Here is a 21,262-nt window from a genome sequence, read left to right on the forward strand (position 1 = left end):
CTGCTGCGTAGGCTACCCTACCAAGCACTTGCTAGGGAGGCTCGATGTCGAAGGGGACCATCCCGGCGGCTCTCGACAGGGCTGCGGAGCGCTTCGCCGAACGGGAAGCACTCGTCGACGGCGAAGTCCGGCTCACCTATGCCGAACTCGCGCGGCGGGTGCGGCAGGCGGCGCGGTTCTTCGAGGGCCACGAACGGGTCGCGATCTGTTCCCCCAACACCTGGCACTGGGTCGTCGCCGGGCTCGGCGCGCTGTACGCCGGCGCGACCCTGATCCCGGTCAACACCCGGTTCACCGCCCGCGAAACCATCGACGTGCTCGAACGTGCACGGGTTTCGGCGCTGGTGATCACCGGAACGTTCCTCGGCACGGACCGGCTGGCCGACCTCGGCTCCGCGGTGCCCGGCACGGTGCTGCGGGTCCCCGTCGAAGGCATCGAGGAACCGGTGGAAGGCGTCACCGAATGGGACGCGCTCGCCGGTCTCGACAGCGATTTCGCCAGCCCCGCGGAACCGGACGGGGTCAGCGACATCCTGTTCACCTCCGGGACCACCGGCCGCAGCAAGGGCGCGATGAGCAGCCACGGGCAGACGCTGAGCGTCGCCGACGCCTGGGCGGACTGCGGCGAACTGACCGAGGAAGACCGCTACCTCGTGATCAACCCGTTCTTCCACAGCTTCGGATACAAGGCGGGCATCGTCGCGGCCGTGCTGCGCGGGGCCACGATCCTGCCGCAGCGCACCTTCGACGTCCGGGAAACCTTGCGGCTCATCGAAACCGAGCGCGTCACGGTGCTGCCCGGCGCCCCGACGATCCACCAGGTGCTGCTGGACGCGCCCGAGCGCGCCAACCACGATCTGTCCAGCCTGCGGCTCGCCGTGACCGGGGCCGCCACGGTGCCGGTCACCCTCGTCGAACGCATGCAGACGGAACTGAGTTTCGACACCGTGCTCACCGCGTACGGGCTCACCGAAGCCGTCGTGGCGACGATGTCGCGCCCCGGCGACGACGCGAAACTGGTGGCGAACTACACCGGCCGCGCGACGGCGGGCTTCGAGGTACGGCTCGGCGAACACGACGAGGTCCTGCTGCGCGGGCCCAACGTGATGCTCGGCTATCTCGACGATCCGGAGGCCACCGCGGCGGCCGTGGACGCGGACGGCTGGCTGCACACCGGCGATGTCGGCGTGCTGAACGAACTCGGCTACCTGAAGATCGTCGACAGGATCAAGGACATGTACGTCTGTGGCGGGTTCAACGTCTACCCGGCCGAGATCGAGCAGGTGCTCAGCAGGCTGGACGGCGTCGCCGAGTCCGCCGTCGTCGGCGTGCCGGACCAGCGGCTCGGCGAAGTCGGTAAGGCCTTCGTCCGGCTGCGCCCCGGAGCCGAACTGTCCACAGAGGACGTACTGGCCCGGTGCAAGGCCGAACTGGCCAACTACAAGATTCCTCGATTTGTCGACTTCGTCGCGGAGCTGCCGCGGAACCTGTCGGGGAAGGTACTGAAACGCGTGTTGCGGGAGGAGAACGGATGACCGTCGAGTACGAGCGACGCGGGCCGGTGGCCGTCGTCACGATGAACCGGCCGGAGTACCGGAACGCGCAGAACTCGGCGATGACCTACGCGCTCGATGCCGCGTTCAGCCGCGCCGTCGACGATCCCGAGGTCAAGGTGATCGTGCTGGCCGGGGCGGGCAAGCACTTCTCCGCCGGGCACGACATCGGCACGCCGGAACGCGACGTGGACGTCTCCTTCGAGCGCAAGGCCGTCCTGTGGTGGGACCACGTCGGCACCGAGGGCGGTGACCAGCGGTTCGCGCGCGAGTCGGAGGTCTACCTCGGCATGTGCCGCCGGTGGCGCGAGATCCCGAAGCCGACCATCGCGAGTGTGCAGGGCGCGTGCATCGCGGGCGCGCTGATGCTGGCGTGGGTGTGCGACATGATCGTCGCCTCCGACGACGCGTTCTTCGCCGATCCCGTGGTGCGCATGGGGATTCCCGGCGTCGAGTACTTCGCGCACCCCTGGGTCCTGGGTCCGCGCGCGGCCAAGGAAGTGCTGTTCACCGGTGAACGTTTCACGGCACAGCAGGCCAAGGAATGGGGAATGCTGAACCGCGTCGTCCCCCGCGCCGACCTCGAAACCGAGACCATGGCGCTGGCGGAGAAGATCGCGGTGATGCCGCGGATGGGGCTCGCGCTCGCCAAGAAGGCCGTCAACCAGGCCGAAGACCTGATGGGTCTGCGGTCCGGAATGGACTCCGTGTTCGGGCTGCATCACTTCGCGCACGCGCACAACGCCGAGATGTCCGGCGGTGACTCGCTGGGCGGGCAGGACGCGCGCTCGATGCGGGACGCGAACAGGACCTCGTGATGGATCTCGATCTCGACGAGCGCACGCTCGCCTTCCGCGACGAGGCCCGCGCCTGGCTCGCCGCGAACGTTCCCGCCGAGCCGCTGAAGTCGTTCGACACCGCCGAAGGATTCGCTCAGCATCGCGAATGGGAATCCCGGTTGGCCGACGCCCGCTGGTCGGTCGTCTCCTGGCCGCGCGAGTTCGGCGGCCGGGACGCGAGTCTCCTGGAGTGGGTGCTGTTCGAGGAGGAGTACTACGCGGCGGGTGCGCCCCTGCGGGTCAACCAGAACGGCATCTTCATGCTCGCGCCCACGCTGTTCTCCCATGGCACGGAAGAACAGCAGCGCCGCATCCTGCCGAGGATGGCGCGCTCGGAAGAGGTCTGGGCGCAGGCCTGGTCGGAACCCGAAGCGGGCAGCGACATCGCCGCTCTCCGGAGCACCGCGACCCGCTGCGACGGTGGCTGGCGGGTCAGCGGGCAGAAGACGTGGAGTTCGCGGGCGACGTTCGCCGACCGGGCCTTCGGCCTGTTCCGCAGCGATCCGGATTCGGCTCGGCACAAGGGACTCACCTATCTGATGGTGGATCTGCGGGCCGAAGGCGTCACCGTCCGGCCGATCCCTCAGCTGGATGGCGAACCGGGCTTCGCGGAGATCTTCTTCGATGACGTCTTCGTCCCCGACGAGGACGTGATCGGCACGTCGGGCGAGGGCTGGCGGGTCGCGATGACGACGGCGAACAACGAACGCGGCCTGTCTTTGCGCAGCCCCGGCCGCTTCCTCGCGGCGGCGGACAGGCTGGTCTCGCTCTGGCAGGACAGCGGACGCCCCGCGCACACCGCAGACAGGGTCGCCGACGCGTGGATCGGCGCGCGGGCCTACCAGCTGTACACCCTCGGGACGGTCACCCGCCTCGCGGACGGCGCCGAGCTCGGGCCGGAATCGAGTGTCAACAAGCTGTTCTGGTCCCATCTCGACGTCGCCCTGCACGAAACCGCGCTCGACGTACTCGGCCCGGACGCCGAGCTGCGGGGCCGCTGGAGCGACGGCTGGCTGTTCTCCCTGGCGGGCCCGATCTACGGCGGGACCGATCAGATCCAGCGGTCCATCGTGGCCGAACGGCTGCTCGGCCTGCCGAAGGGGGCTCGATGAGGTTCGCGCTTTCCGTTGAGCAGGAGCAGTTCTCCTCGAGCCTGCACGATCTGCTGTCCGGTGTGGACACCGACTCGGCCAACCGGTCCTGGGCGGGCGGCGATCACGGCCCCGGTCTCAAGATCTGGCGGCGGCTGGCGGAGCTCGGGGTGACCGCGCTGGCCGTGCCCGAGAAGTACGACGGGTTCGGTGCCACCCCGGTCGATCTGGCCGTCGGCTTCGAACGGCTCGGATACCACTGCGTTCCCGGCCCGTGGACCGACACCGTGGCCGTGCTGCCGTCCTTGCTGGACGACGAATTGTTGACCTCCGTCGCGTCCGGCGAAACGCTGGCGTCGGTCGCGTTCGCGCCACATGTCCCGTACGCCTTGGATTCCGACGTCGCCGACGCGCGTCTCACCGTCGAGAACGGCAGGCTCCGCGCGTTCACTCCCGGCGCTCTCTTGTCCTCTGTGGACGGTTCGCGGCGACTGTTCCCGCCAGTGACGGGAGACGATCTCGGCCGGGCGCTCGACGCGGACCGCGCGTTCGAACTGGGCTGCCTCGCCACCGCCGCGCACCTCCTCGGCGCGGGACGGTGGCTGCTCGACACGTCCGTCGCGTATGCCGCGCAACGCAAGCAGTACGGGCGGGAGATCGGCGGCTACCAGGCGGTCAAACACCTGCTCGCCGACGTCGCGACCGGGCTCGCGCTGGCCGAACCGCTACTGCTCGGCGCGGCCGTCACCCTGGACCCACGCGATGTCTCGGCCGCCAAGGTGGCGTGCGGCGACGCCGCGCATCTCGCCGCCCGGACCGGGCTGCAGGTGCACGGCGCGATCGGCTACACCGCGGAACACGCGCTCGGCCTGCGGCTGACCAGGGTCCGCGCGCTGGTCGGCGCCTGGGGCACGCCGCGGTTCCACCGGGAGCGGGTGCTGGCATGACGTTCACCGCCGAGCAGGACGCGCTGCGGGACAGCGTCCGGAAACTGCTGGACCGGGAAGCGGATCCCTGGCCGGAGCTGTGCGAACAGATCGGTGTGGCGGCGCTGGCCGTTCCCGAGCGGTTCGGCGGGCTCGGCGCCGGGACGGCGGACCTGCAGGTCGTCGCCGAGGAATTGGGCAGGGTGCTCGCCGACGTCCCGTTCCTCGGTTCGGCCGTGCTCGCCGTGCACGCGATTCTGGCCACCGGCGACGACGAGGCTTGCGAACGTCTGCTCCCCCGCCTCGCCGAAGGTGTGGTCGGCGCGGTGGCCTGGACCGACGCCGACGGCCGTTGGGACGCGCCGGCCTGCCGTGTCGTCGACTCCGCCGACTCCGTTGTGGAGGGCGAGGCGCACTACGTCCTCCACGGTGACGAGGCCGAGATCCTCCTGGTGGTGGCGGGCGGCTCGCTGTACGAGGTCGCCGAGGCTCACTGTGTCCGGACTCCGGCGATGGACGAAACGCGACGGCTGGCCCGCGTGACCTTCGATCACGTCCCTGCCCGGCTGCTCGGCCCTGTCGACCTCGGCGCGCTGCGCGACGTCGCGTGCGCCGTCCTGGCCGCCGAGCAGGCCGGGGCCGCCGCACGCGCTTTCGAGCTGACGGTGGAGTACAGCAAGCAGCGGCACCAGTTCGGCAGGCCGATCGGCGGGTTCCAGGCGCTCAAGCATCGGATGGCGGACCTCCACGTCCTGGTGGAAACCGCCCGATCCGCGGCCTACGCGGCTCCGGAGTCGAGCCGGCTGGCCGCGGTGGCGAAGGTGCACTGCTCGGAGGCCCTGGCGACGGTGGCGGGCGAGATGATCCAGCTGCACGGCGGGATCGCGATCACCTGGGAGCATCCGGCGCACCGCTACTTCAAGCGGGCTTATGGGGCGGCGCAGCTTTTCGGGTCGCCTGGCGAGCACCTGGGGCGGGTGCGACCGCAGGTGTCGTGAGCCGGTGGACTGTGCGATCTGTGCCAAGCACCGCGGCGAAGGCCCGCTGGTGGGGCTGGTCATCTGGGCGGACGACCTGGTCATCGTGTCGCACCGCCCGGGCGAGTTCGCCGGCTATCTGTTCGTGGAGACCCGGCGGCACGTGGCCGCACTCGACGAGCTGACCCCGGACGAGGTCGCGGCGGTTTCGCGGGCGGCCTGGTGCGCGGCTCGCGGCCTGCGGGCGGAACTGGCTCCGGAGCACGTGTTCTCGGCCATCGCCGGGCGGAGTGTCGCGCACTTCCATCAGCACGTCTTCGCGCGGCACCGAGGAACGCCCGCGGAGATCGGGTGGATGGACGGTCCTTCGTGGACCGGCGCGCCGGCGCACTCTGTCGGCACGCTCTGTCGCCGGCTGACGGGCTACTTCTGATCCAGGAACCGGGTAAGGGCACGGATCCGGTCGCCGTCCATCGTGAGGACCATCAGCCCGGCGGGGCTTTCGCCGTGACGGCACTGGAACGCGGGCTGGTTGTTCGCCCGCGTCGGCGTCATGGCGAACCCCTCGGGGACTGGAACGGCCATGCTGACGCGAAGGAAACCAGCGATCGCTTCAAGGCCGTGGTACTCGTGCGGCGCCGGGGGCATGGCGAGCCACGCGTCGTCGGTGAGCACGCCGATGACGCCGTCGAGGTCGCCCGCCGTGAAAGCGTCGGCGAACCGCTTGGTCAGCTCGCGTTCCTGGGACGAGGGCCGGTGCCTGGCGCTGTCGCGATGCTTGTCGAGCGAGGCGCGGGCGCGCTGGAGGATCCCTTTGACCGCGGTTTCGGTGGTGCCGAGCATGCCCGCGACCTCCCCGGCGGGGAAGCACAGGACGTCCCGCAGGACAAGTGCCGCGGCTTGTCTCGGCGGGAGAAGCTGGAGACCTGTGACGAAGGCGAGCTCGATCGCCTCCCTGTCGGTGTAGCGCGCTTCGGGGCTGGGGTTGCTGTCGGCGACGCGCTCGAGGAGCTCGTCCGGGTACGGCTGCAACCAGGTCACCTCGCCGCGGCGGCTGGGCTCCGGCGGGTCGAACGGCGGCACCGGCTCCGGTGGTCGGCGGCGGCCCGCGTCCCGCAGCGCGTTGAGGCAGCGGTTGGTGGCGATGCGGTACAGCCAGGTGCGCAGCGATGAGCGGCCTTCGAAACCGTCGAGTCCGCGCCACGCCGCCAAGAGGGTCTCCTGGACGGCGTCCTCGGCCTCGGTGAGAGAGCCCAGGATGCGGTAACAGTGCAGGTGCAGCTCATGCCGATAGGTGCCGGTGAGCTCGCGAAAGCCCCACTCGTCCGTTGTCCCGATGCCCACGGGCCGATCCTGTCACGACCTTTTTCGCGGCGCACCGTTCCGTTTCCGGCCGGGGTGGTGTCTGACGGGGTGAAGATCGACGAAAGGAACCATCATGACCAGTCCGGCTTTGGACGTCGCGCTCGCCTACCACCAGGCGTGGACCGGCAAGGACTTCGAGAAGGCGATGACCTACGTCGCCGACGACATCGTCTGCCACACGCCCGCCGGGCCGCTCTCCGGCGCGGAGGCGTTTCGCGGGTTCATGGGCCCGTTCACCGAGATCCTGACCGGCTCGACCCTGCTTTCGGCGTTCGGCGACGAGACGACGGCACTGCTGATGTACGACACGGCGACCTATCCGGTGGCGAGCGCTCCTGGAGCGGAGATGCTGACCGTGCGGGAGGGGAAGGTCGTGGAACTGCGGATCATCTTCGATCGGGCTCCTTTCGATGCGGCTCGGGAGGCTAGTGGAGCCTCATAAGGTCGTGCGAGTCGTGAGTGGCGGTCGCTCCGAACACGACGCCATTCACGACCGCCCCGTCACGCGGGTTCCAAGCCACCCGGTGTCGCGCATCCTGGCGGCTGTGAGGACGTTCGTGCCGGTCAGAAGGGCGGGATGTCGTCCTCCGGCTCGGGTCGTGGGTCGTGGAGTGGTTCCGGTGTCGCGTCGTAGGTGCGTCCGGACGGGGTGGTGATGGTCATGCCGCCGTTGCCGGTGGGCGCCGCGGACCAGCCGGGTTCCTCCTTGAGCAGATTGTGGATCTTGCAGGAACCGTGACAGTTGTGGTGGTCGGTCTTGCCGTTCCGCGCCCTGGGGACGATGTGGTCGATCTCGGAGAACTCCGCCGGACGGTGGCAGCCGGGATGGGTGCATTCCCGGTCCCGCGCCTTGATCAACCGGGCCAGCGAGGCCGGTGACCGGTACTTGTCGGCACCGGCTTCCAGGAGTTGGCCGGTGGCGGGGTCGGTGATCAGCCGTGACCAGGTCGAGCCGGGATCGGAGGCGATCTCCCGCACGAGCCAGTCGGGGATGGGCCCGTAACCGGCCAGGGTCGCGGGATCGTCGCGAGCGCCGGCCAGGGTCAGGAAGTCGACGTAGACGTGGATGTGCGCGCGAGGCTTTCCGTGACCGTCCTCAGCCAGTAGCCGTTCGGCGAACACGTCCGCGCGATGTTGATCCAGGGTCCGGGACTTGTCCTGCGCCCGGCGCGCCTGCGCGGCGCGGCTCATCGACGCGTAAATCGAGCTCGCCACCTCGGACGGCAGAAGACCGGAGAGGGTCGACATTGTCTCGTCTTCGTGTTCCAGCGAGATATGCCGTCGCGCGCGTTTCTTTTCCGCCCGTTTCTTGTAGCCCGTCCTGTCGAACTTCTGCACCGCACCGTTCACCGATTTACGGATCGCCCCGGCGTCACGCTTGGCGAGCCGCTTGGCCATGAACGCGTCCACCTGTGCGGCGACCTCGTCCGAGACCTCGCGGGTCAGCTGACTGACCTTCGATGCCTTGTACAGATCGATGTCGCCGTTTTCCAGTGCTGCCAACGTGTTCGGCAAGCGCGCCACGAGCGCACAGGAAGTTTCGACCAGCAGGAAGGCTTGGTTGCGAGAGACCGAGAAGCACAAGGCGACCTCCTCGGTCACCGATCTTCGCGAGCCACCCACGGCGACGAACTCGGCTATGAACCGCACCTGACGACCCTGTGCCTGCCGAAGCGAGACTTCTTCGTCGTAGGCGGAATCGAGAAGACGAGCGGCTTTCGGATTGAAAGCAAGAGTTGTGGTCATGCCCATGATCATACTCGAACATGCGTTCGACTGCCAGGAGCGAGGCAGGGTCGTTCCGCGCGTTCACCGCCAAGGACCCCGCGCCCGCCCGAGCACCCGAATCGACAACTATCCTGCGCTCGAGATGTGGTCACGGATGGCCGCGCCTGGCCCCCGTCCCGCCCCATTGCGGGTCAACTGCTGGAGCACCTTCACTGTTGTGACGTAGTCCACATCGTCGATGCCGTCGTGGAGGGCGGCGCGGATGACAGAGCCTCCCTCCTTTCGGCCTCCGCCGCCAAGTCGTCCTCGGGGCGAAGGTAAGAAGCCATCGCCTCCTGCAGTTCAGCCAAGGCCATTCCCCTGCCATCGGGCGAAATGTCGTTCGCCGACAGATCGCGCAGAAGCCAGAACTGGGGCTGGGTGTTGCCCTTTCGGCCTGCCGGGCCCGGATGTAGGCGATGAGCGCTTCGTAGGCGAAGGGAGAACCTCCAGATCGAGAACAAGGGCAAGCTCTGTGACCACACGCCACCGGCCCTCAGTCCTCGCGCCCACCGAGGACCTTGTTCCATGCCCGCTCGAACTCGCCGCCGTCGATCCGGGACGCCGAGAACTCACCGGCACTCCTCGTGCGACCACGCGACCCGCAGCTACCACATCCACGCGTCTCTCACGCTGGTAGGGGCTCCGGCCACAGGGTAGGGCCAGCCCCCGCACCGACCCACCGGCGCGCCGCATTCATCTGACCCCGCCCCTGGTCCAGACTCACCATGGTGACCGCAAACCTCCGCACAGGCAGCGATTTCGCCCGCCTGTCCCGCCGCATCAGCGAAGCGGGCCTCCTCGACCGCCGTCCCGGCTACTACGTCTTCCGCATCGGCCTGGTCGCCACCCTCTTCGTCGCCGGCTGGATCGCCTTCTTCGCGATCGGGGACTCCTGGTGGCAGCTGGGGATCGCCGTCTTCCAGGCGGTGATGTTCGGCCAGATCGCGTTGCTGTCGCACGATCTCGCACACCGCCAGGTGTTCCGGACCCGCCGTCCGAGCGAGATCGCCGGCCGGATCGCGGGCAATCTCGGTGTCGGCATGAGTTACGGCTGGTGGATGGACAAGCACACCCGCCACCACGCGAACCCGAACCACGAGGACCTCGACCCCGACGTCGATCCGGACATCCTCGTGTGGTCGAAGGAGCAGGCGAGGGCCAGCAAGGGGATTCCGCGGTTCATCGGCCGCTACCAGGCGTTCCTGTTCTTCCCGCTGCTCACCCTCGAAGGCTTGAACCTGCACGTCTCCGGTATCCGCGCGGTGGCGAAGCCGGGCATCCGGGGGCGCTGGATCGAAGCGGCCTTGCTGCTGGCGCACTTCGCGCTTTACTTCAGCGCGCTGCTCCTCGTCCTCTCCCCCGGCAAGGCGCTCGTGTTCTTCGTTATCCACAAAGCACTGTGGGGCGTCTACATGGGATCGATCTTCGCGCCCAACCACAAGGGTATGCCGATCCTGTCCGGTGACACCGAACTCGACTTCCTTCGCAAGCAGGTGCTCACGTCCCGTAACGTCCGCGGCGGCAGGATCATCGACGTCGCGCTCGGCGGGCTCAACTACCAGATCGAGCACCATCTGTTCCCGAGTATGCCGTCGCCGCGTCTTCGCCGCGCCCGGCCCATCGTCCAAGGATACTGCGAGGAAATCGGCGTCCCGTATCACGAGACGGGGCTCATCGAGTCGTACCGGCTCGCGTTGCGCAGTCTGCACGAAGCGGGTGAGCCGATCCGACTTTCGGAGGGTTCACCGGCTGAGACGGCCACCGGACGTCGTTGACACTCCAGATACGGCTTCTTACTTTCAGTGCATGACGCCCCCGAAGATCTTCCCCGGCGCCACCCTGCATCCAGAACCGTTCCCGCGAGCGTTGCGCGCGGCGATCACGGCCAGTGGGCTCCCGCTGGACCGGATCCGCCACCGCCTCGAAGTGCGCGGCGTCTCCATCAGTGTGCCGACGCTGAGCCATTGGCAGTCCGGCAGACGCAGACCGGAACGCCCGGAATCCCTCCGGGCGCTCGCCGAGCTCGAACAGCTGTTGTCCTTGCCGCCGTCGGCTTTGCGGTCGCTTCTCGGCCCGCCTCGGCCACGCGGACGGAAAAGCTCGGTCCCGGCGCCACGCCGGGACCGAGCCACCACCGAGGGAACCTACCCGACGTAGAGCGTGCGGTTCGGGCTACCGCTACCGGGGTTGGTGACCTTCCCCGGAGTCGAAGCGCTGATCAGCGCCTGAGCCACCTGCGCCGCGGTGGCGCCGGTGTGCGACGACAGGTACAGCGCGGCGGCACCGGCCACGTGCGGAGCGGCGAACGAAGTACCGTCACCGGTGTAGGTCGCGGTGTCGTTGTCCTTCCAGGCCGAGGTGATCGCGACACCCGGCGCGAACAGGTCGATCACGGAACCGTAGTTGGAGAAGGAAGCGCGGCGGTCGGTGCGGTCCGACGCGGCGACCGTCAGCGCCTCGGTGACCCTGGCGGGCGAGGTGTTGGCGGCGTTCACGTTGGAATTACCAGCGGCGACCGTCCAGGTGACACCCGCCTTGATGGAGTTCCGCACCGCGGTGTCCAGCGCGGTCGACGCACCGCCACCAAGGCTGGCGTTGGCCACGGCGGGCTTCTTGGCGTTCTTGGTGATCCAGTCGACGCCCGAGATCACGCCCGCCGTCGTACCGCTGCCGTCGGACCCGAGGACCCGCACCGGATACAGCGAAGCACCCTTGGCGACACCGTATTTCGCACCGGCGATCGTGGCCGCGACATGCGTGCCGTGACCGTAACCGTCGTCCGCGTTCGTGTCATTGTCGACGAAGTCGTATCCCTGCTTCACCCGGCCACCAAAATCGGTGTGCGTGGCGCGAATTCCGGTGTCGAGAACGTACACGTTCACATTCGACGCGGTGGTCGAGTAGGTGTACTTGTTGTCCAGCGGAAGATTGCGCTGATCGATGCGGTCGAGGCCCCACGACGGCGGATTCGTCTGCGTCGCTTCGGCGCGCAGCACCTTGTTCTGCTCCACGAAGGCGACCGCCGGGTCAGCCGCGAGGCGCTTGGCTTGCCGCTCGCGCAGCGCCACCGAGAAACCGCTGATGCCCTGCGTGTACTGCCGTCCGATGGTGCCGCCGAACTTGCTTGCCAGCGAAGGCTTGTCGGCGGCGGAGCCGTCCTTGAGCACGACGACGTAGCTGTCGGCGATGCTGCCGTCCGCGCCGGCGCCGACGATCGTACCTTCGGCGGCCTGCGCCGGCGTCACGCCTGCCAAGACCGTGACGACGGCGGCGGCCAACCCGATTCCGGCCAGTCTGCGAGAATTCACGTTGCTGTCCCCGTTCCTTGGTGAGCTTCCGCCGAAAACGCTAAGCGGAAGCAACCGGAAAGGACAGCTTTACATTTTTTCGTTTATCCAGTTTTTAGTCAAAGCCAATCATCGGGACGCGGCCACGGCATGAGCGCCGCGAGTGCGTCCGTCACCGGTTCGGTCACCGTGTACCGCCCGCGATGGAACAGCAGCGGGCGTTCATCGGAAGGTTCCCCGAGCGCGGTCACCTTGCCGACGACGACGTAGTGGTCACCCGCCTCGTGCACGGCTTCGAGCGTGCAGTCGATCCACGTCAAAGCCCCTGTCAGCAAAGGAGATCCGGACGGCGCGGGCGTCCAGTCGACCGACGCGAACTTGTCCGCGCCACGGGCGCCGAACAGCGCGCTGACATCCTGCTGGGCCTCGGAGAGCACGTTGACGGCGAACCGCCCGGACTCGGCGAGCACCGCCCACGTCCGGGAAGCCTTGGCGGGACAGAAAAGCACCAACGGCGGATCCAGGGAGAGCGCCGCGAACGACTGGCACGCGAAGCCCACCGGCGCCGTGCCGTCGTGCCCGGTCACCACGGCGACGCCGGTGCAGAAGTGCCCGAGCACCGAGCGGAACCGCGCGGCGTCGATCTCTGCTGCGCTGTCAGGGCTGACATCCGTCACCGGGGTCACGACTGACCCGGCGGACGTGCGCCGACTGAAAAGTCGTGTCCCCACAAGGAAACCGCCGTACTCTCTCGGGCGATCCAGCTCTCGTCGTCCACTTGCCGCCCCTCGCAGCCGTATTCGACGTCGAAGCCGCCGGGGGTCTTCATGTAGAACGAGAGCATCAGATCGTTGACGTGCCGCCCGAGGGTGGCCGACATCGGCACCTTCCGGCGGATGGCCCGGTCGAGGCAGAGGCCGACGTCGTCGGTGTTCTCCACTTCGACCATGAGATGCACGATGCCGCTGGGAGTCGGCATCGGCAGGAACGCGAGGCTGTGGTGACGCGGGTTGCAGCCGAAGAACCGCAGCCAGGCCGGGGCACCGTCGGCGGGCCTGCCGACCATCTGCGGCGGCAGTTTCATCGAGTCCCGCAACCGGAATCCGAGCACGTCACGGTAGAACCGCAGGGACGCGTCATCGTCGTGTGTGGACAGTACGACGTGCCCGAGACCTTGCTCACCGGTCACGAACTTGTGCCCGTACGGACTCACCACGCGCCGATGCTGCAACGCGACTCCGTGGAACACTTCGAGGGTATTGCCCGAAGGGTCCTCAAAGGACACCAGGCCGTCGACCCGGCGATCGGCCAGCTGATCCGGAGTGCCTTCCTTGTACGGCACGGAGTGCGCGTCGAGTGAGTCCCGGATCTCGTCGAGTTCGCCGGCTGTGGCGACCTCCCAGCCCGCCACGGCGAGCCTGTCGTGTTCACCGGGGAAGACCACCAGCCGCGCCGGGAAGTCGTCCATGCGCAGGTAGAGCGCCTCGGGATTCGTGCCGGAACCCTCGACCATGCCGAGGACCTTCAGCCCGTATTCGCGCCACGCGGCCATGTCGGTGGCTTCGATGCGCAGGTAGGCGAGCGAACGGATACCCATCAGGAGGCTCCCAGGAAGTCGAGTGCCAGCCGGTTGAACTCGTCGAACTTCTCCAGCTGCGCCCAGTGCCCGCAGCCGCCGAACACGTGCAACTGGGCACGCGGGATCGTCTTGAGCGCGAGCAAGGCGCCGTCGAGCGGATTGACCCTGTCCTCCCTGCCCCAGATGAGCAGCACCCGCTGGCGCAGGCGATGCGCCTCACGCCACAGCATGCCCTCTTCGTAGGAATCGGGCTGGGCGAACGACTTGCCCATCGCCTTCATCGCGGCGAGGGACTCGGGCGCGCTCGCGGCGGCGAACCGCTCGTCGATCAGTTCTTCGGTGATCAGTGACTGGTCGTGCACCATGATCCGCAGGAAGGCTTCGAGCTTCTCCCGGCTCGGCCCCGGCGGGGCGCTGAACCGGCCCAGGTTCTTGATGCCCTCGGTCGGATCGGGCGCGAACAGGTTCACGCTCAGCCCGCCCGGACCCATCAGCACGAGCCGTCCGGCGCGTTTCGGGTGGTTGAGCGCGAGCCGTACGGAAGCCCCGCCGCCGAGCGAGTTGCCGACGAAATGGGCCCGCTCGATGCCGAGTTCGTCCATCAGCGAGACGACGGCGTCCGCACTGTGCCGGAAGTACTGCGGATGTTCGGTCGGTTTGTCCGAGCGGCCGAACCCCGGCTGATCGATCGCCAGCGTCCGGTAGTTCTTGCCGAACACCGGCAGGTTGCGGCCGAAGTTGCTCCACGCCGACGCGCCGGGACCGCCACCGTGCAGGAGGATCACCGTCTCCGGGTGCTCCACGCCCGCTTCGTGGTAATGCAGCTTGAGTCCGCCTTGGACAGTGAGATACTTGCCTTCGGTCATCAGACCATCGCATTCTCGACGGGCAGCCCGAAGGCGCCGGTTCCGAACATGACGTACGCGCGCTCGGCGTCGTTCGCCGCGTGCACCCGGCCGGCGTGGGCGTCACGCCAGAAGCGCTGGATCGGGGTTCCGGCCTTCAAAGCGCGGCCGCCGGAGTTCTCGAAGAGCCTGTCGATCGCGAAGATCGCGCGTTCCGTACCGCGGACCTGGTCGCGGCGGACCCGCAGCCGCGTGGGGAACGGCAGCTTCTCGCCCTTGCAGGCCAGCTGGTACAGCTCGTCGATGTTGTGCGTCAGCTGAAGCCAGGCCGCGTCGATCTCGCTCGCCGCCTCGGCGATCCGCACCTTGGCGAACGGGTCCTCTTTGGACTGCTCGCCCGCGTACGCCGCGCGGACCCGCTTGCCCTGGTACTCGACGTGCGCGTCGTAGGCGCCCTGCGCCATCCCGATGATCGGCGCGGTGATCGTGCTCGGATGCACCGAACCGTACGGCATCTTGTACAGCGGCCCGGGGTTGATCTCCTGCCCGGGCGTCTTGCACTTCGACGTCGCGATGAAGCTGAGCGCGCGGTGTTTCGGGACGAAGACGTCGTTCACGATGATGTCGTTGGACCCGGTGCCGCGCAGGCCCACGGTGTCCCAGACGTCTTCGATCGTGTAGTCGGAGATCGGCACCAGGTAGGTGCAGAAGTCGACGGGTTTGCCGTCCTTGAACACGGGTCCGCCCAGCAGCACCCAGGTCGCGTGGTCGCAGCCGGAGGAGAAACTCCAGCGCCCGCTGAGCCGGTAGCCGCCGTCGACGACGTCCGCCTTGCCCATCGGCGCGTACGACGAGGAGATGCGGACGTCGACGTCGTCGCCCCAGACGTCCTGCTGCGCCTGCGCCTCGAACAAGCCGAGGTGCCACGGGTGGACGCCGAGGATGGAGGCGACCCAGCCCGTGGACCCGCACGCGCTCGCGACGAGTTTGACAGCGGTGTAGAAGCTGACCGGGTCGGCTTCGAGGCCACCGAACGTCTTCGGCTGCAGGAGCTTGAAGAAACCGGTCTCCTGCAGGGCTTTGACGGATTCCTCGGGAACGCGCCTGGCGTCCTCCGCCTCCTGCGCCCGCTCCCGCAGGACCGGCAGCAGCTCCCGGATCCCCGCGATCACGTCCTGCGCGGCGTGCTCGCTCATATGCGTTCCCTCTCTCGCCATACTCCGTGAACCGGATCCAAGACTAGAACACGTTCTCGTTTTTGTCGACCGATCCCCGGTCGAGGGCACTGTGCAGCCCCGCACGGCGGCCGGAAAACACGCAGTCGGCCAGCGAAAGGCCGCTCACGTAGGACCTAGAACAGATTCCCACCGCGGTCCGCCCCGCCGCGTACAGACCGCGGATCGGAGCGCCGGAAGACGCACGTACGGCGCCGGTTTCCTCGTCCACCACCAAGCCGCCCAGCGTCAGCATCGGGCACGGATAGCCGAGGTTCGGTTTGATCGAAACGTCGATCAGCGAGTACGGCGCCTGATCCAGCGGACGCGCGAACTCCGCGGGTTTGCCCGTCGGATCCGCACCGGAGCGCGAGGCCTCGACGCTGGCGACCAGCCCGCCAGGATCCACACCGGCCTTGCGCGCGACCTCTTCGAGCGAACCCGCGACAACGCGCTGCCGCAGCAGGAAGCGCACCTGGAGCCCTTGGAACCATTGACTTTGCCCGCGCGCGTCCCGTTTGACCTCCCGGACGATGGCGTCGTCGACCAGCAGCCAGCCACGCCCTTCATGCTCGGTGATCATGCGTTCGCCGACGGCCGCGCCGTACCGGGATTCGTCGATGATCCGGCCGCCCGTCTTGCTCACGAGCAGGCCGCCGAGGAACGCCGACGGCGGGGTGATGAACCGCCAGGCGGAGATCCGCCCGAGTTCCGCGGTGGCCCCGCCCGCCTCGACCCCCATCCGGATCCCGGATCCGTCGTCGGCGGAGGTCCCGAGCGCCAGGCCGCCGCGATACGCGGGCGCGTGTTCGCGCACCATCTCCCGGTTCGCGATGAACCCGCCCGCCGCGAGAACGACCCCGCGCGACGCGGAAATCCGCAGCTCACGACCATAGCGGCGTTCGATCCGCTCCACCCGCCGATGCAGCGACTTCCGCAGCGACGGCACGTAGATCCCCGGTTTCGCGGCGTACGCGGCCAGCTTCCGATGTGCCGCCCTCACGCGAGCGGGAGCATCCCGCAGAGTGGACACGACGACGCCGGTCACGACCCCATCGGCGTCCACGATCAGATTTCGAGCGGCGGTCTGCGGCAGCACCTGGACGCCACGGCTCCGGACGGCGTCGGCCAGGCGCTTCATCAGCAGCTTTCCGGAGGTCCCCGGGCCTTTGACGCGATGTCCGCGCGGCGCCGGCTTGGCCGCGTCGCGGAAGCCGCCCGCCGCCTCGCTGCCCGAGTAGTACAGATAGTGCTTGTCGCTCGGGTACGACGTCTTATAGGGACAGAGACTGCCCTCGAAGGGGACGCCGTTGCCTTCCAGCCAGGAGACCATCTCGGTACTGCCCGCGCAGAACCGCCGAAGTGTCTCCTCGGAGACGACGTCGCCGACTTCGAGCCGCAGGTAGTCGTACATCGCGTCGACGCTGTCGTCGACGCCCGCGTCCCGCTGCTGCGCCGTCCCGCCACCGGCGTAGACGACACCTCCGCTGACGGCGCTCGCGCCACCGCCGGAAAACCGCTCCAGGATGAGCACCTTGGCTCCGGCGTCGGCGGCTTCGATCGCCGCACAGGCGCCGGCCGCCCCGAAGCCCACGATCACCACATCCGCGACGAGGGAGTCCATGACCCCACCCTAGAACTAGAACACGTTCTCGTCTATGGTGACTGGAGCAGCGAAGATGCCGCTACATGCTTCCTACAACGTGTTTCAGGTGAGGGGCGTATGGAGTACGACGTGATCGTGGCGGGCAGTGGTGCCGCCGGGATGACCGCCGCACTGTCCGCAGCCCATCGGGGACTCGACGTCCTGGTCGTGGAGAAGGCCGCCCACTTCGGCGGCTCGACAGCCCGGTCCGGCGGCGGCGTCTGGATCCCGGGCAACCACGCGCTGCGGGCGGCCGGGATCGAAGAACCCCCGGAGCGGGCGCGCGAATACCTCGAGTCGATCGTCGGTGACGTCGTCCCGGCGGAACTCCGGTCGGCCTTCCTCGACCGCGGCCCCGAGGTCCTGTCCTTCGTCTGCGACAAGACCCCGTTGCGCTTCCGCTGGGTCCGCGGCTACTCGGACTACCACCCGGAGGCCCCCGGCGGACGGCCCGGCGGACGGTCGGTCGAACCGGCCGCGTTCGACGGCAACCTGCTCGGGCCCGAGCTGGCGAATCTGGAGCCGCCGTACAGCGCTCCCCCGCTGGGCGTCCCGATCACCCAGGCGGACTACCGGTGGCTGAGCCTGCTCGCCCGGCATCCGCGCGGCCTCCTCCGCGTCCTCGGCCTCGGCGGGCGCTGGCTGGTCGGCCGGATCCGCCGTCAGCGGCTGCTTTCCATGGGGCAAGCGCTTGCGGCCGGACTGCGCGAGGGTCTGCGGAAGGCGAATGTCCCCGTCTGGCTGAACACGCCGCTCGTGGACCTGAAGGTCGAGGGCGATCGTGTGATCGGCGTCGTCGTCCGCCACGAGGGTGAGGAGAAGCTGATCCGCGCGCGGCTCGGCGTCGTCCTCGGCGCGGGCGGGTTCGAGCGCAACGAGGAGATGCGGGTCAAGTACCAGCGGGCGCCCATCGGCACGGACTGGACCGTCGGCGCCGAAGCCAACACCGGCGACGCCATCGGCGCCGGGCTCAAACTCGGCGCGGCCGTCGACCTGATGGACGACGCCTGGTGGGGCCCGTCCATCCCGCTGACCGGCGGCCCGTGGTTCGCGCTCGCCGAGCGCTCGCGGCCCGGCTGCCTGATGGTCAATTCGCGGGGTGAGCGCTTCGTCAACGAGTCGGCACCCTACGTCGAGGCCGTGCACGCGATGTACGGCGAAGGTGACGGGCCCGGCGAGAACATCCCGACCTGGCTGGTGTTCGACCAGCGCAACCGCAACCGATACATGTTCACCGGCCTCGGCCCGCGCCAGCCGCTGCCCGGCCGCTGGTTCAAAGCGGGCATCGCGGTCAAAGCGAGCACGATCGCGAACCTCGCCGAGCGGATCGAGGTCCCGGCCGACGCGCTGGAGGCCACCGTGCGGCGGTTCAACGGTTTCGCGAAGAGCGGCGTGGACGAGGACTTCCACCGCGGGCGCAGCGCGTACGACCACTACTACGGCGACCCGCGGAACAAGCCCAATCCGAGCCTGGGACCGCTGGACGTCGCGCCGTACTACGCGGTGAAGATCGTGCCCGGCGACCTGGGCACCAAGGGCGGTTTGAGGACCGACCCGCACGCGCGTGTCCTGCGCGAAGACGGGTCGGTGATCGACGGACTTTACGCGGCGGGCAACACGAGCGCGGCGGTGATGGGCCGCACCTACGCCGGCCCCGGCGCGACGATCGGCCCGGCGATGGTGTTCGGCTACCTTGCGGCCGAGCATCTCGCGAAGCAAGATCACACCAAAGCGGGAGGCAGCCGATGACGACGGAATCCGTACGGCAGATCGACGCGGGCGCGCTCCCTTCGCGGTTCGCGCGCGGCTGGCACTGTCTCGGCCTGGCCGAGTCGTTCCGGGACGGGAAGCCGCACGCCATCACGGCGTTCGGGACGAAACTGGTGGTCTTCGCCGATTCGTCCGGCAAGCTGAACGTGCTCGACGGGTACTGCCGTCACATGGGCGGCGACCTCACCCAGGGCGAGGTCAAGGGCGACGAGATCGCCTGCCCGTTCCACGACTGGCGCTGGAACGGCAACGGCAAATGCGTGTCGATCCCCTACGCCAAAAGGGTTCCGCTCCGCGCGCGGACCAAGACGTGGCAGGTGCTGGAGGAGAACAAGCAGCTGTTCGTCTGGCACGACCCGGAGGGCAACCCGCCGCCCGAGGACGTCGTCATCCCGCGGATCGAGGGCGTGTTCACCGGCGAGTGGAGCAACTGGACCTGGGATTCGGTGCTGATCGAGGGCTCCAACTGCCGCGAGATCATCGACAACATGGTCGACATGGCGCACTTCTTCTACATCCACTACGCCTTCCCGACCTACTTCAAGAACGTGTTCGAGGGGCATATCGCCACCCAGTACCTGAACACGAAAGGCCGTCCGGACAAGGGAATGGCGTCCAACTACGGCGGCGAGGAGAACCTGCTGCGGTCGGAGGCGTCGTACTTCGGCCCGTCGTACATGATCAACACGCTGCTCAACACGTACCAGGGTTTCGAGATCGAGAACGTGCTGATCAACTGCCACTACCCGGTCACCGAGAACTCGTTCATGCTCCAGTGGGGCGTGAGCGTGAAGAAGTTCGAGGGCGTTTCGGACGAGCACGCGGACAAGATCGCCGGGAAGTTCGCCAAGGGCATCGGCGTCGGCTTCCTTCAGGACGTGGAGATCTGGCGCAACAAGACCCGGATCGACAACCCGCTGCTGTGCGAGGAGGACGGCCCGGTCTACCAGCTTCGCCGCTGGTACGACCAGTTCTATGTGGACGCCGCCGACGTCACCGAGGACATGACGCAGCGCTTCGAGTTCGAAGTGGACACCAGCCGCGCCAACGAGGTCTGGGCGGCGGAGGTGGCCGAGAACCTGGCGAGGCAGCAGGCGGAAGAGGCCGGCGTGTGAAGCCCGAGACCGTCGAGTTCCTCACCGCCGGGCTGCGGCCGCTGAGCTGCCGCTCGTGCGGGACTTGTGTGCTGGTCAAGAAGAACAGCATGCAGCACACCAGTATCCAGTGGACGAGCGACGCGTCCCGGAGCTGCCCGGTGTTCGCGGAGCAGAAGGCTTCCGGGGCGCAGACGGCACTGCTCGACACCTGCGGCAATCTCAGCGAGAGCATCGAGATCGCCTTGAAGGACGGCCTGCTGGAGGTGCCCGAATGAGCGGTCCCGTCACCGTGACCGTGGCCGAGGTGATCACCGAGACGGCCGACGCGCGCTCGATCGTGTTCGAGATCCCGGCCGAGCACGCCTCCGTTTTCGCTTACACGCCAGGGCAGTTCCTCACCGTCCGGGTGCCGAGCGAGCGGACCGGATCGGTGGCGCGCTGCTACTCGCTCTCCAGCGCGCCGCACGAGAACCGCGTCCAGGTCACCGTCAAGCGCACCGCCGACGGCTACGGGTCGAACTGGCTCTGCGACCATCTCCAGGCGGGACAGGAGGTCCAGGTCCTGCCGCCGGCCGGGGTGTTCAGCCCCGCGTCGCTCGACGAGGACTTCCTGCTACTCGCGGGCGGCAGCGGCATCACTCCGGTGATGTCGATCCTCAAGTCCGCGCTGGAGCACGGAACCGGCAAGGTGGTGCTGCTCTACGCCAACCGCGATGAGGGTTCGGTGATCTTCGCGCGGGAGCTCGCGGACCTCGCCGCCGAACACGCGGATCGGCTGGTCGTGGTGCACTGGCTGGAGAGCCTGCAGGGGCTGCCGTCCGAGGCGCACCTGCGGGCCCTGGTGGCGCCGTACACCGCGCACGAGGCGTTCATCTGCGGCCCTGGCCCGTTCATGGACGCCGCGCGCACGGTGCTCAAGGACCTCGGGCTGCCGCGTAAGCGGATCCATCTGGAGCGTTTCCTGTCCCTCGGCGGGAACCCGTTCGAGGTGGCCGAGCCCGTCGCCGTCGAAGAGGCCGAAACCCCGGCCGCTGTCGAGGTGACCCTCGACGGCGAGACCAAGAACCTCGCTTGGCCGCGCCGGACGAAACTGCTGGACCTGTTGCTGGAAAAGGGTTTCGACGCGCCGTACTCCTGCCGCGAGGGCCAGTGCAGCGCGTGCGCTTGCCGGATCACCTCCGGTGAGGTGAAGATGCTGCACAACGAGGTCCTCGACGGCGACGACATCGCCGAAGGCATCGTGCTGGCGTGTCAGTCCTTGCCGCTGACCGACGAGGTCACCGTCACCTACGAGTAGGAGTTCT

Annotated in this window: 21 protein-coding genes; 13 read left to right on the top strand and 8 right to left on the bottom strand. The window is 68.3% G+C overall.

Annotation, left to right across the window (positions count from 1 at the left end; all coding sequences use genetic code 11):
• Positions 1-44 precede the first annotated feature (44 nt).
• Genes ACZ6YV_RS18825 through ACZ6YV_RS18850 form a run of 6 tightly spaced genes read left to right on the top strand, consistent with a single transcriptional unit; the run spans position 45 to position 5,819 of the window.
• Entirely contained in the window at positions 45-1,535 is a 1,491-nt protein-coding gene (locus ACZ6YV_RS18825; RefSeq protein WP_465510809.1) for a FadD3 family acyl-CoA ligase, read from the top strand.
• A complete protein-coding gene (locus ACZ6YV_RS18830) occupies positions 1,532-2,371 on the top strand; it encodes an enoyl-CoA hydratase (protein WP_465510810.1) in 840 nt (279 codons plus the stop codon). The genes ACZ6YV_RS18825 and ACZ6YV_RS18830 overlap by 4 nt, the downstream gene beginning before the upstream one ends.
• Positions 2,371-3,504: an acyl-CoA dehydrogenase family protein gene (locus ACZ6YV_RS18835; RefSeq protein WP_465510811.1), complete on the top strand. Its 1,134-nt coding sequence runs from the start codon at positions 2,371-2,373 to the stop codon at positions 3,502-3,504. Before ACZ6YV_RS18830 ends, ACZ6YV_RS18835 begins: the two co-directional genes overlap by 1 nt.
• Complete coding sequence (locus ACZ6YV_RS18840; protein ID WP_465510812.1) at positions 3,501-4,430, top strand: acyl-CoA dehydrogenase family protein; 930 nt, start codon at positions 3,501-3,503, stop codon at positions 4,428-4,430. Before ACZ6YV_RS18835 ends, ACZ6YV_RS18840 begins: the two co-directional genes overlap by 4 nt.
• Entirely contained in the window at positions 4,427-5,407 is a 981-nt protein-coding gene (locus ACZ6YV_RS18845; RefSeq protein ID WP_465510813.1) for an acyl-CoA dehydrogenase family protein, read from the top strand. The genes ACZ6YV_RS18840 and ACZ6YV_RS18845 overlap by 4 nt, the downstream gene beginning before the upstream one ends.
• A 4-nt stretch (positions 5,408-5,411) precedes the next feature.
• Positions 5,412-5,819, top strand: a complete 408-nt coding sequence (locus ACZ6YV_RS18850; RefSeq protein ID WP_465510814.1) for an HIT family protein — start codon at positions 5,412-5,414, stop codon at positions 5,817-5,819.
• On the opposite strand, the gene ACZ6YV_RS18855 is transcribed toward ACZ6YV_RS18850, so the two are convergent.
• Complete coding sequence (locus tag ACZ6YV_RS18855) at positions 5,810-6,730, bottom strand: RNA polymerase subunit sigma-70 (RefSeq protein ID WP_465510815.1); 921 nt, start codon at positions 6,728-6,730, stop codon at positions 5,810-5,812. The genes ACZ6YV_RS18850 and ACZ6YV_RS18855 overlap by 10 nt on opposite strands.
• Positions 6,731-6,824: 94 nt before the next feature.
• Between ACZ6YV_RS18855 and ACZ6YV_RS18860 the strand changes: the two genes are divergently transcribed.
• Positions 6,825-7,193, top strand: coding sequence for a nuclear transport factor 2 family protein (locus ACZ6YV_RS18860; protein ID WP_465510816.1), 369 nt, complete (start codon positions 6,825-6,827; stop codon positions 7,191-7,193).
• Positions 7,194-7,315: 122 nt separating this feature from the next.
• Here ACZ6YV_RS18860 and ACZ6YV_RS18865 read toward each other — a convergent pair whose 3' ends face one another.
• Positions 7,316-8,497 (bottom strand): HNH endonuclease signature motif containing protein, encoded by a 1,182-nt coding sequence (locus ACZ6YV_RS18865; RefSeq protein WP_465510817.1) that lies wholly within the window; start codon positions 8,495-8,497, stop codon positions 7,316-7,318.
• A gap of 749 nt (positions 8,498-9,246) precedes the next feature.
• On the opposite strand from ACZ6YV_RS18865, the gene ACZ6YV_RS18870 reads away from it, so the two are divergent.
• Both ACZ6YV_RS18870 and ACZ6YV_RS18875 read left to right on the top strand, forming a co-directional pair.
• Positions 9,247-10,296 (top strand): fatty acid desaturase family protein, encoded by a 1,050-nt coding sequence (locus tag ACZ6YV_RS18870; protein WP_465510818.1) that lies wholly within the window; start codon positions 9,247-9,249, stop codon positions 10,294-10,296.
• 31 nt (positions 10,297-10,327) lie between these two features.
• The gene (locus ACZ6YV_RS18875) at positions 10,328-10,678 is read left to right on the top strand and encodes a transcriptional regulator (protein WP_465510819.1); all 351 of its coding nucleotides are present in this window, start codon (positions 10,328-10,330) and stop codon (positions 10,676-10,678) included.
• Here the strand turns inward: ACZ6YV_RS18875 and ACZ6YV_RS18880 are convergent.
• From ACZ6YV_RS18880 to ACZ6YV_RS18905, 6 genes are all read right to left on the bottom strand, one after another.
• Complete coding sequence (locus tag ACZ6YV_RS18880; protein ID WP_465510820.1) at positions 10,666-11,829, bottom strand: S8 family peptidase; 1,164 nt, start codon at positions 11,827-11,829, stop codon at positions 10,666-10,668. The two genes, ACZ6YV_RS18875 and ACZ6YV_RS18880, sit on opposite strands and share 13 nt — an antisense overlap.
• A gap of 98 nt (positions 11,830-11,927) precedes the next feature.
• Positions 11,928-12,494: a 3-hydroxy-9,10-secoandrosta-1,3,5(10)-triene-9,17-dione monooxygenase reductase subunit gene (hsaB, locus tag ACZ6YV_RS18885; protein ID WP_465510821.1), complete on the bottom strand. Its 567-nt coding sequence runs from the start codon at positions 12,492-12,494 to the stop codon at positions 11,928-11,930.
• Positions 12,491-13,405, bottom strand: a complete 915-nt coding sequence (hsaC, locus tag ACZ6YV_RS18890; RefSeq protein ID WP_184902493.1) for an iron-dependent extradiol dioxygenase HsaC — start codon at positions 13,403-13,405, stop codon at positions 12,491-12,493. Before hsaC ends, hsaB begins: the two co-directional genes overlap by 4 nt.
• Entirely contained in the window at positions 13,405-14,253 is an 849-nt protein-coding gene (gene hsaD / locus ACZ6YV_RS18895) for a 4,5:9,10-diseco-3-hydroxy-5,9,17-trioxoandrosta-1(10),2-diene-4-oate hydrolase (protein ID WP_465510822.1), read from the bottom strand. The genes hsaC and hsaD overlap by 1 nt, the downstream gene beginning before the upstream one ends.
• Positions 14,253-15,428: a 3-hydroxy-9,10-secoandrosta-1,3,5(10)-triene-9,17-dione monooxygenase oxygenase subunit gene (hsaA, locus tag ACZ6YV_RS18900; protein WP_465510823.1), complete on the bottom strand. Its 1,176-nt coding sequence runs from the start codon at positions 15,426-15,428 to the stop codon at positions 14,253-14,255. Before hsaA ends, hsaD begins: the two co-directional genes overlap by 1 nt.
• 43 nt (positions 15,429-15,471) lie before the next feature.
• Positions 15,472-17,070 (bottom strand): FAD-binding protein, encoded by a 1,599-nt coding sequence (locus ACZ6YV_RS18905; RefSeq protein WP_465510824.1) that lies wholly within the window; start codon positions 17,068-17,070, stop codon positions 15,472-15,474.
• A gap of 99 nt (positions 17,071-17,169) precedes the next feature.
• Here ACZ6YV_RS18905 and kstD point away from each other — a divergent pair, with 99 nt between their 5' ends.
• Genes kstD through ACZ6YV_RS18925 form a run of 4 tightly spaced genes read left to right on the top strand, consistent with a single transcriptional unit; the run spans position 17,170 to position 21,255 of the window.
• Positions 17,170-18,840 (top strand): 3-oxosteroid 1-dehydrogenase, encoded by a 1,671-nt coding sequence (kstD, locus tag ACZ6YV_RS18910; protein ID WP_465510825.1) that lies wholly within the window; start codon positions 17,170-17,172, stop codon positions 18,838-18,840.
• Positions 18,837-19,976, top strand: a complete 1,140-nt coding sequence (locus ACZ6YV_RS18915; protein ID WP_465510826.1) for a Rieske 2Fe-2S domain-containing protein — start codon at positions 18,837-18,839, stop codon at positions 19,974-19,976. Before kstD ends, ACZ6YV_RS18915 begins: the two co-directional genes overlap by 4 nt.
• On the top strand, positions 19,973-20,233 hold the full coding sequence (locus ACZ6YV_RS18920; RefSeq protein WP_350583845.1) for a hypothetical protein: 261 nt from the start codon (positions 19,973-19,975) through the stop codon (positions 20,231-20,233). Before ACZ6YV_RS18915 ends, ACZ6YV_RS18920 begins: the two co-directional genes overlap by 4 nt.
• The gene (locus ACZ6YV_RS18925) at positions 20,230-21,255 is read left to right on the top strand and encodes a 2Fe-2S iron-sulfur cluster-binding protein (RefSeq protein ID WP_465510827.1); all 1,026 of its coding nucleotides are present in this window, start codon (positions 20,230-20,232) and stop codon (positions 21,253-21,255) included. The genes ACZ6YV_RS18920 and ACZ6YV_RS18925 overlap by 4 nt, the downstream gene beginning before the upstream one ends.
• The last annotated feature ends 7 nt before the right edge of the window (positions 21,256-21,262 follow it).

The sequence above is a fragment of the Amycolatopsis sp. NPDC102522 genome, from assembly GCF_055584485.1.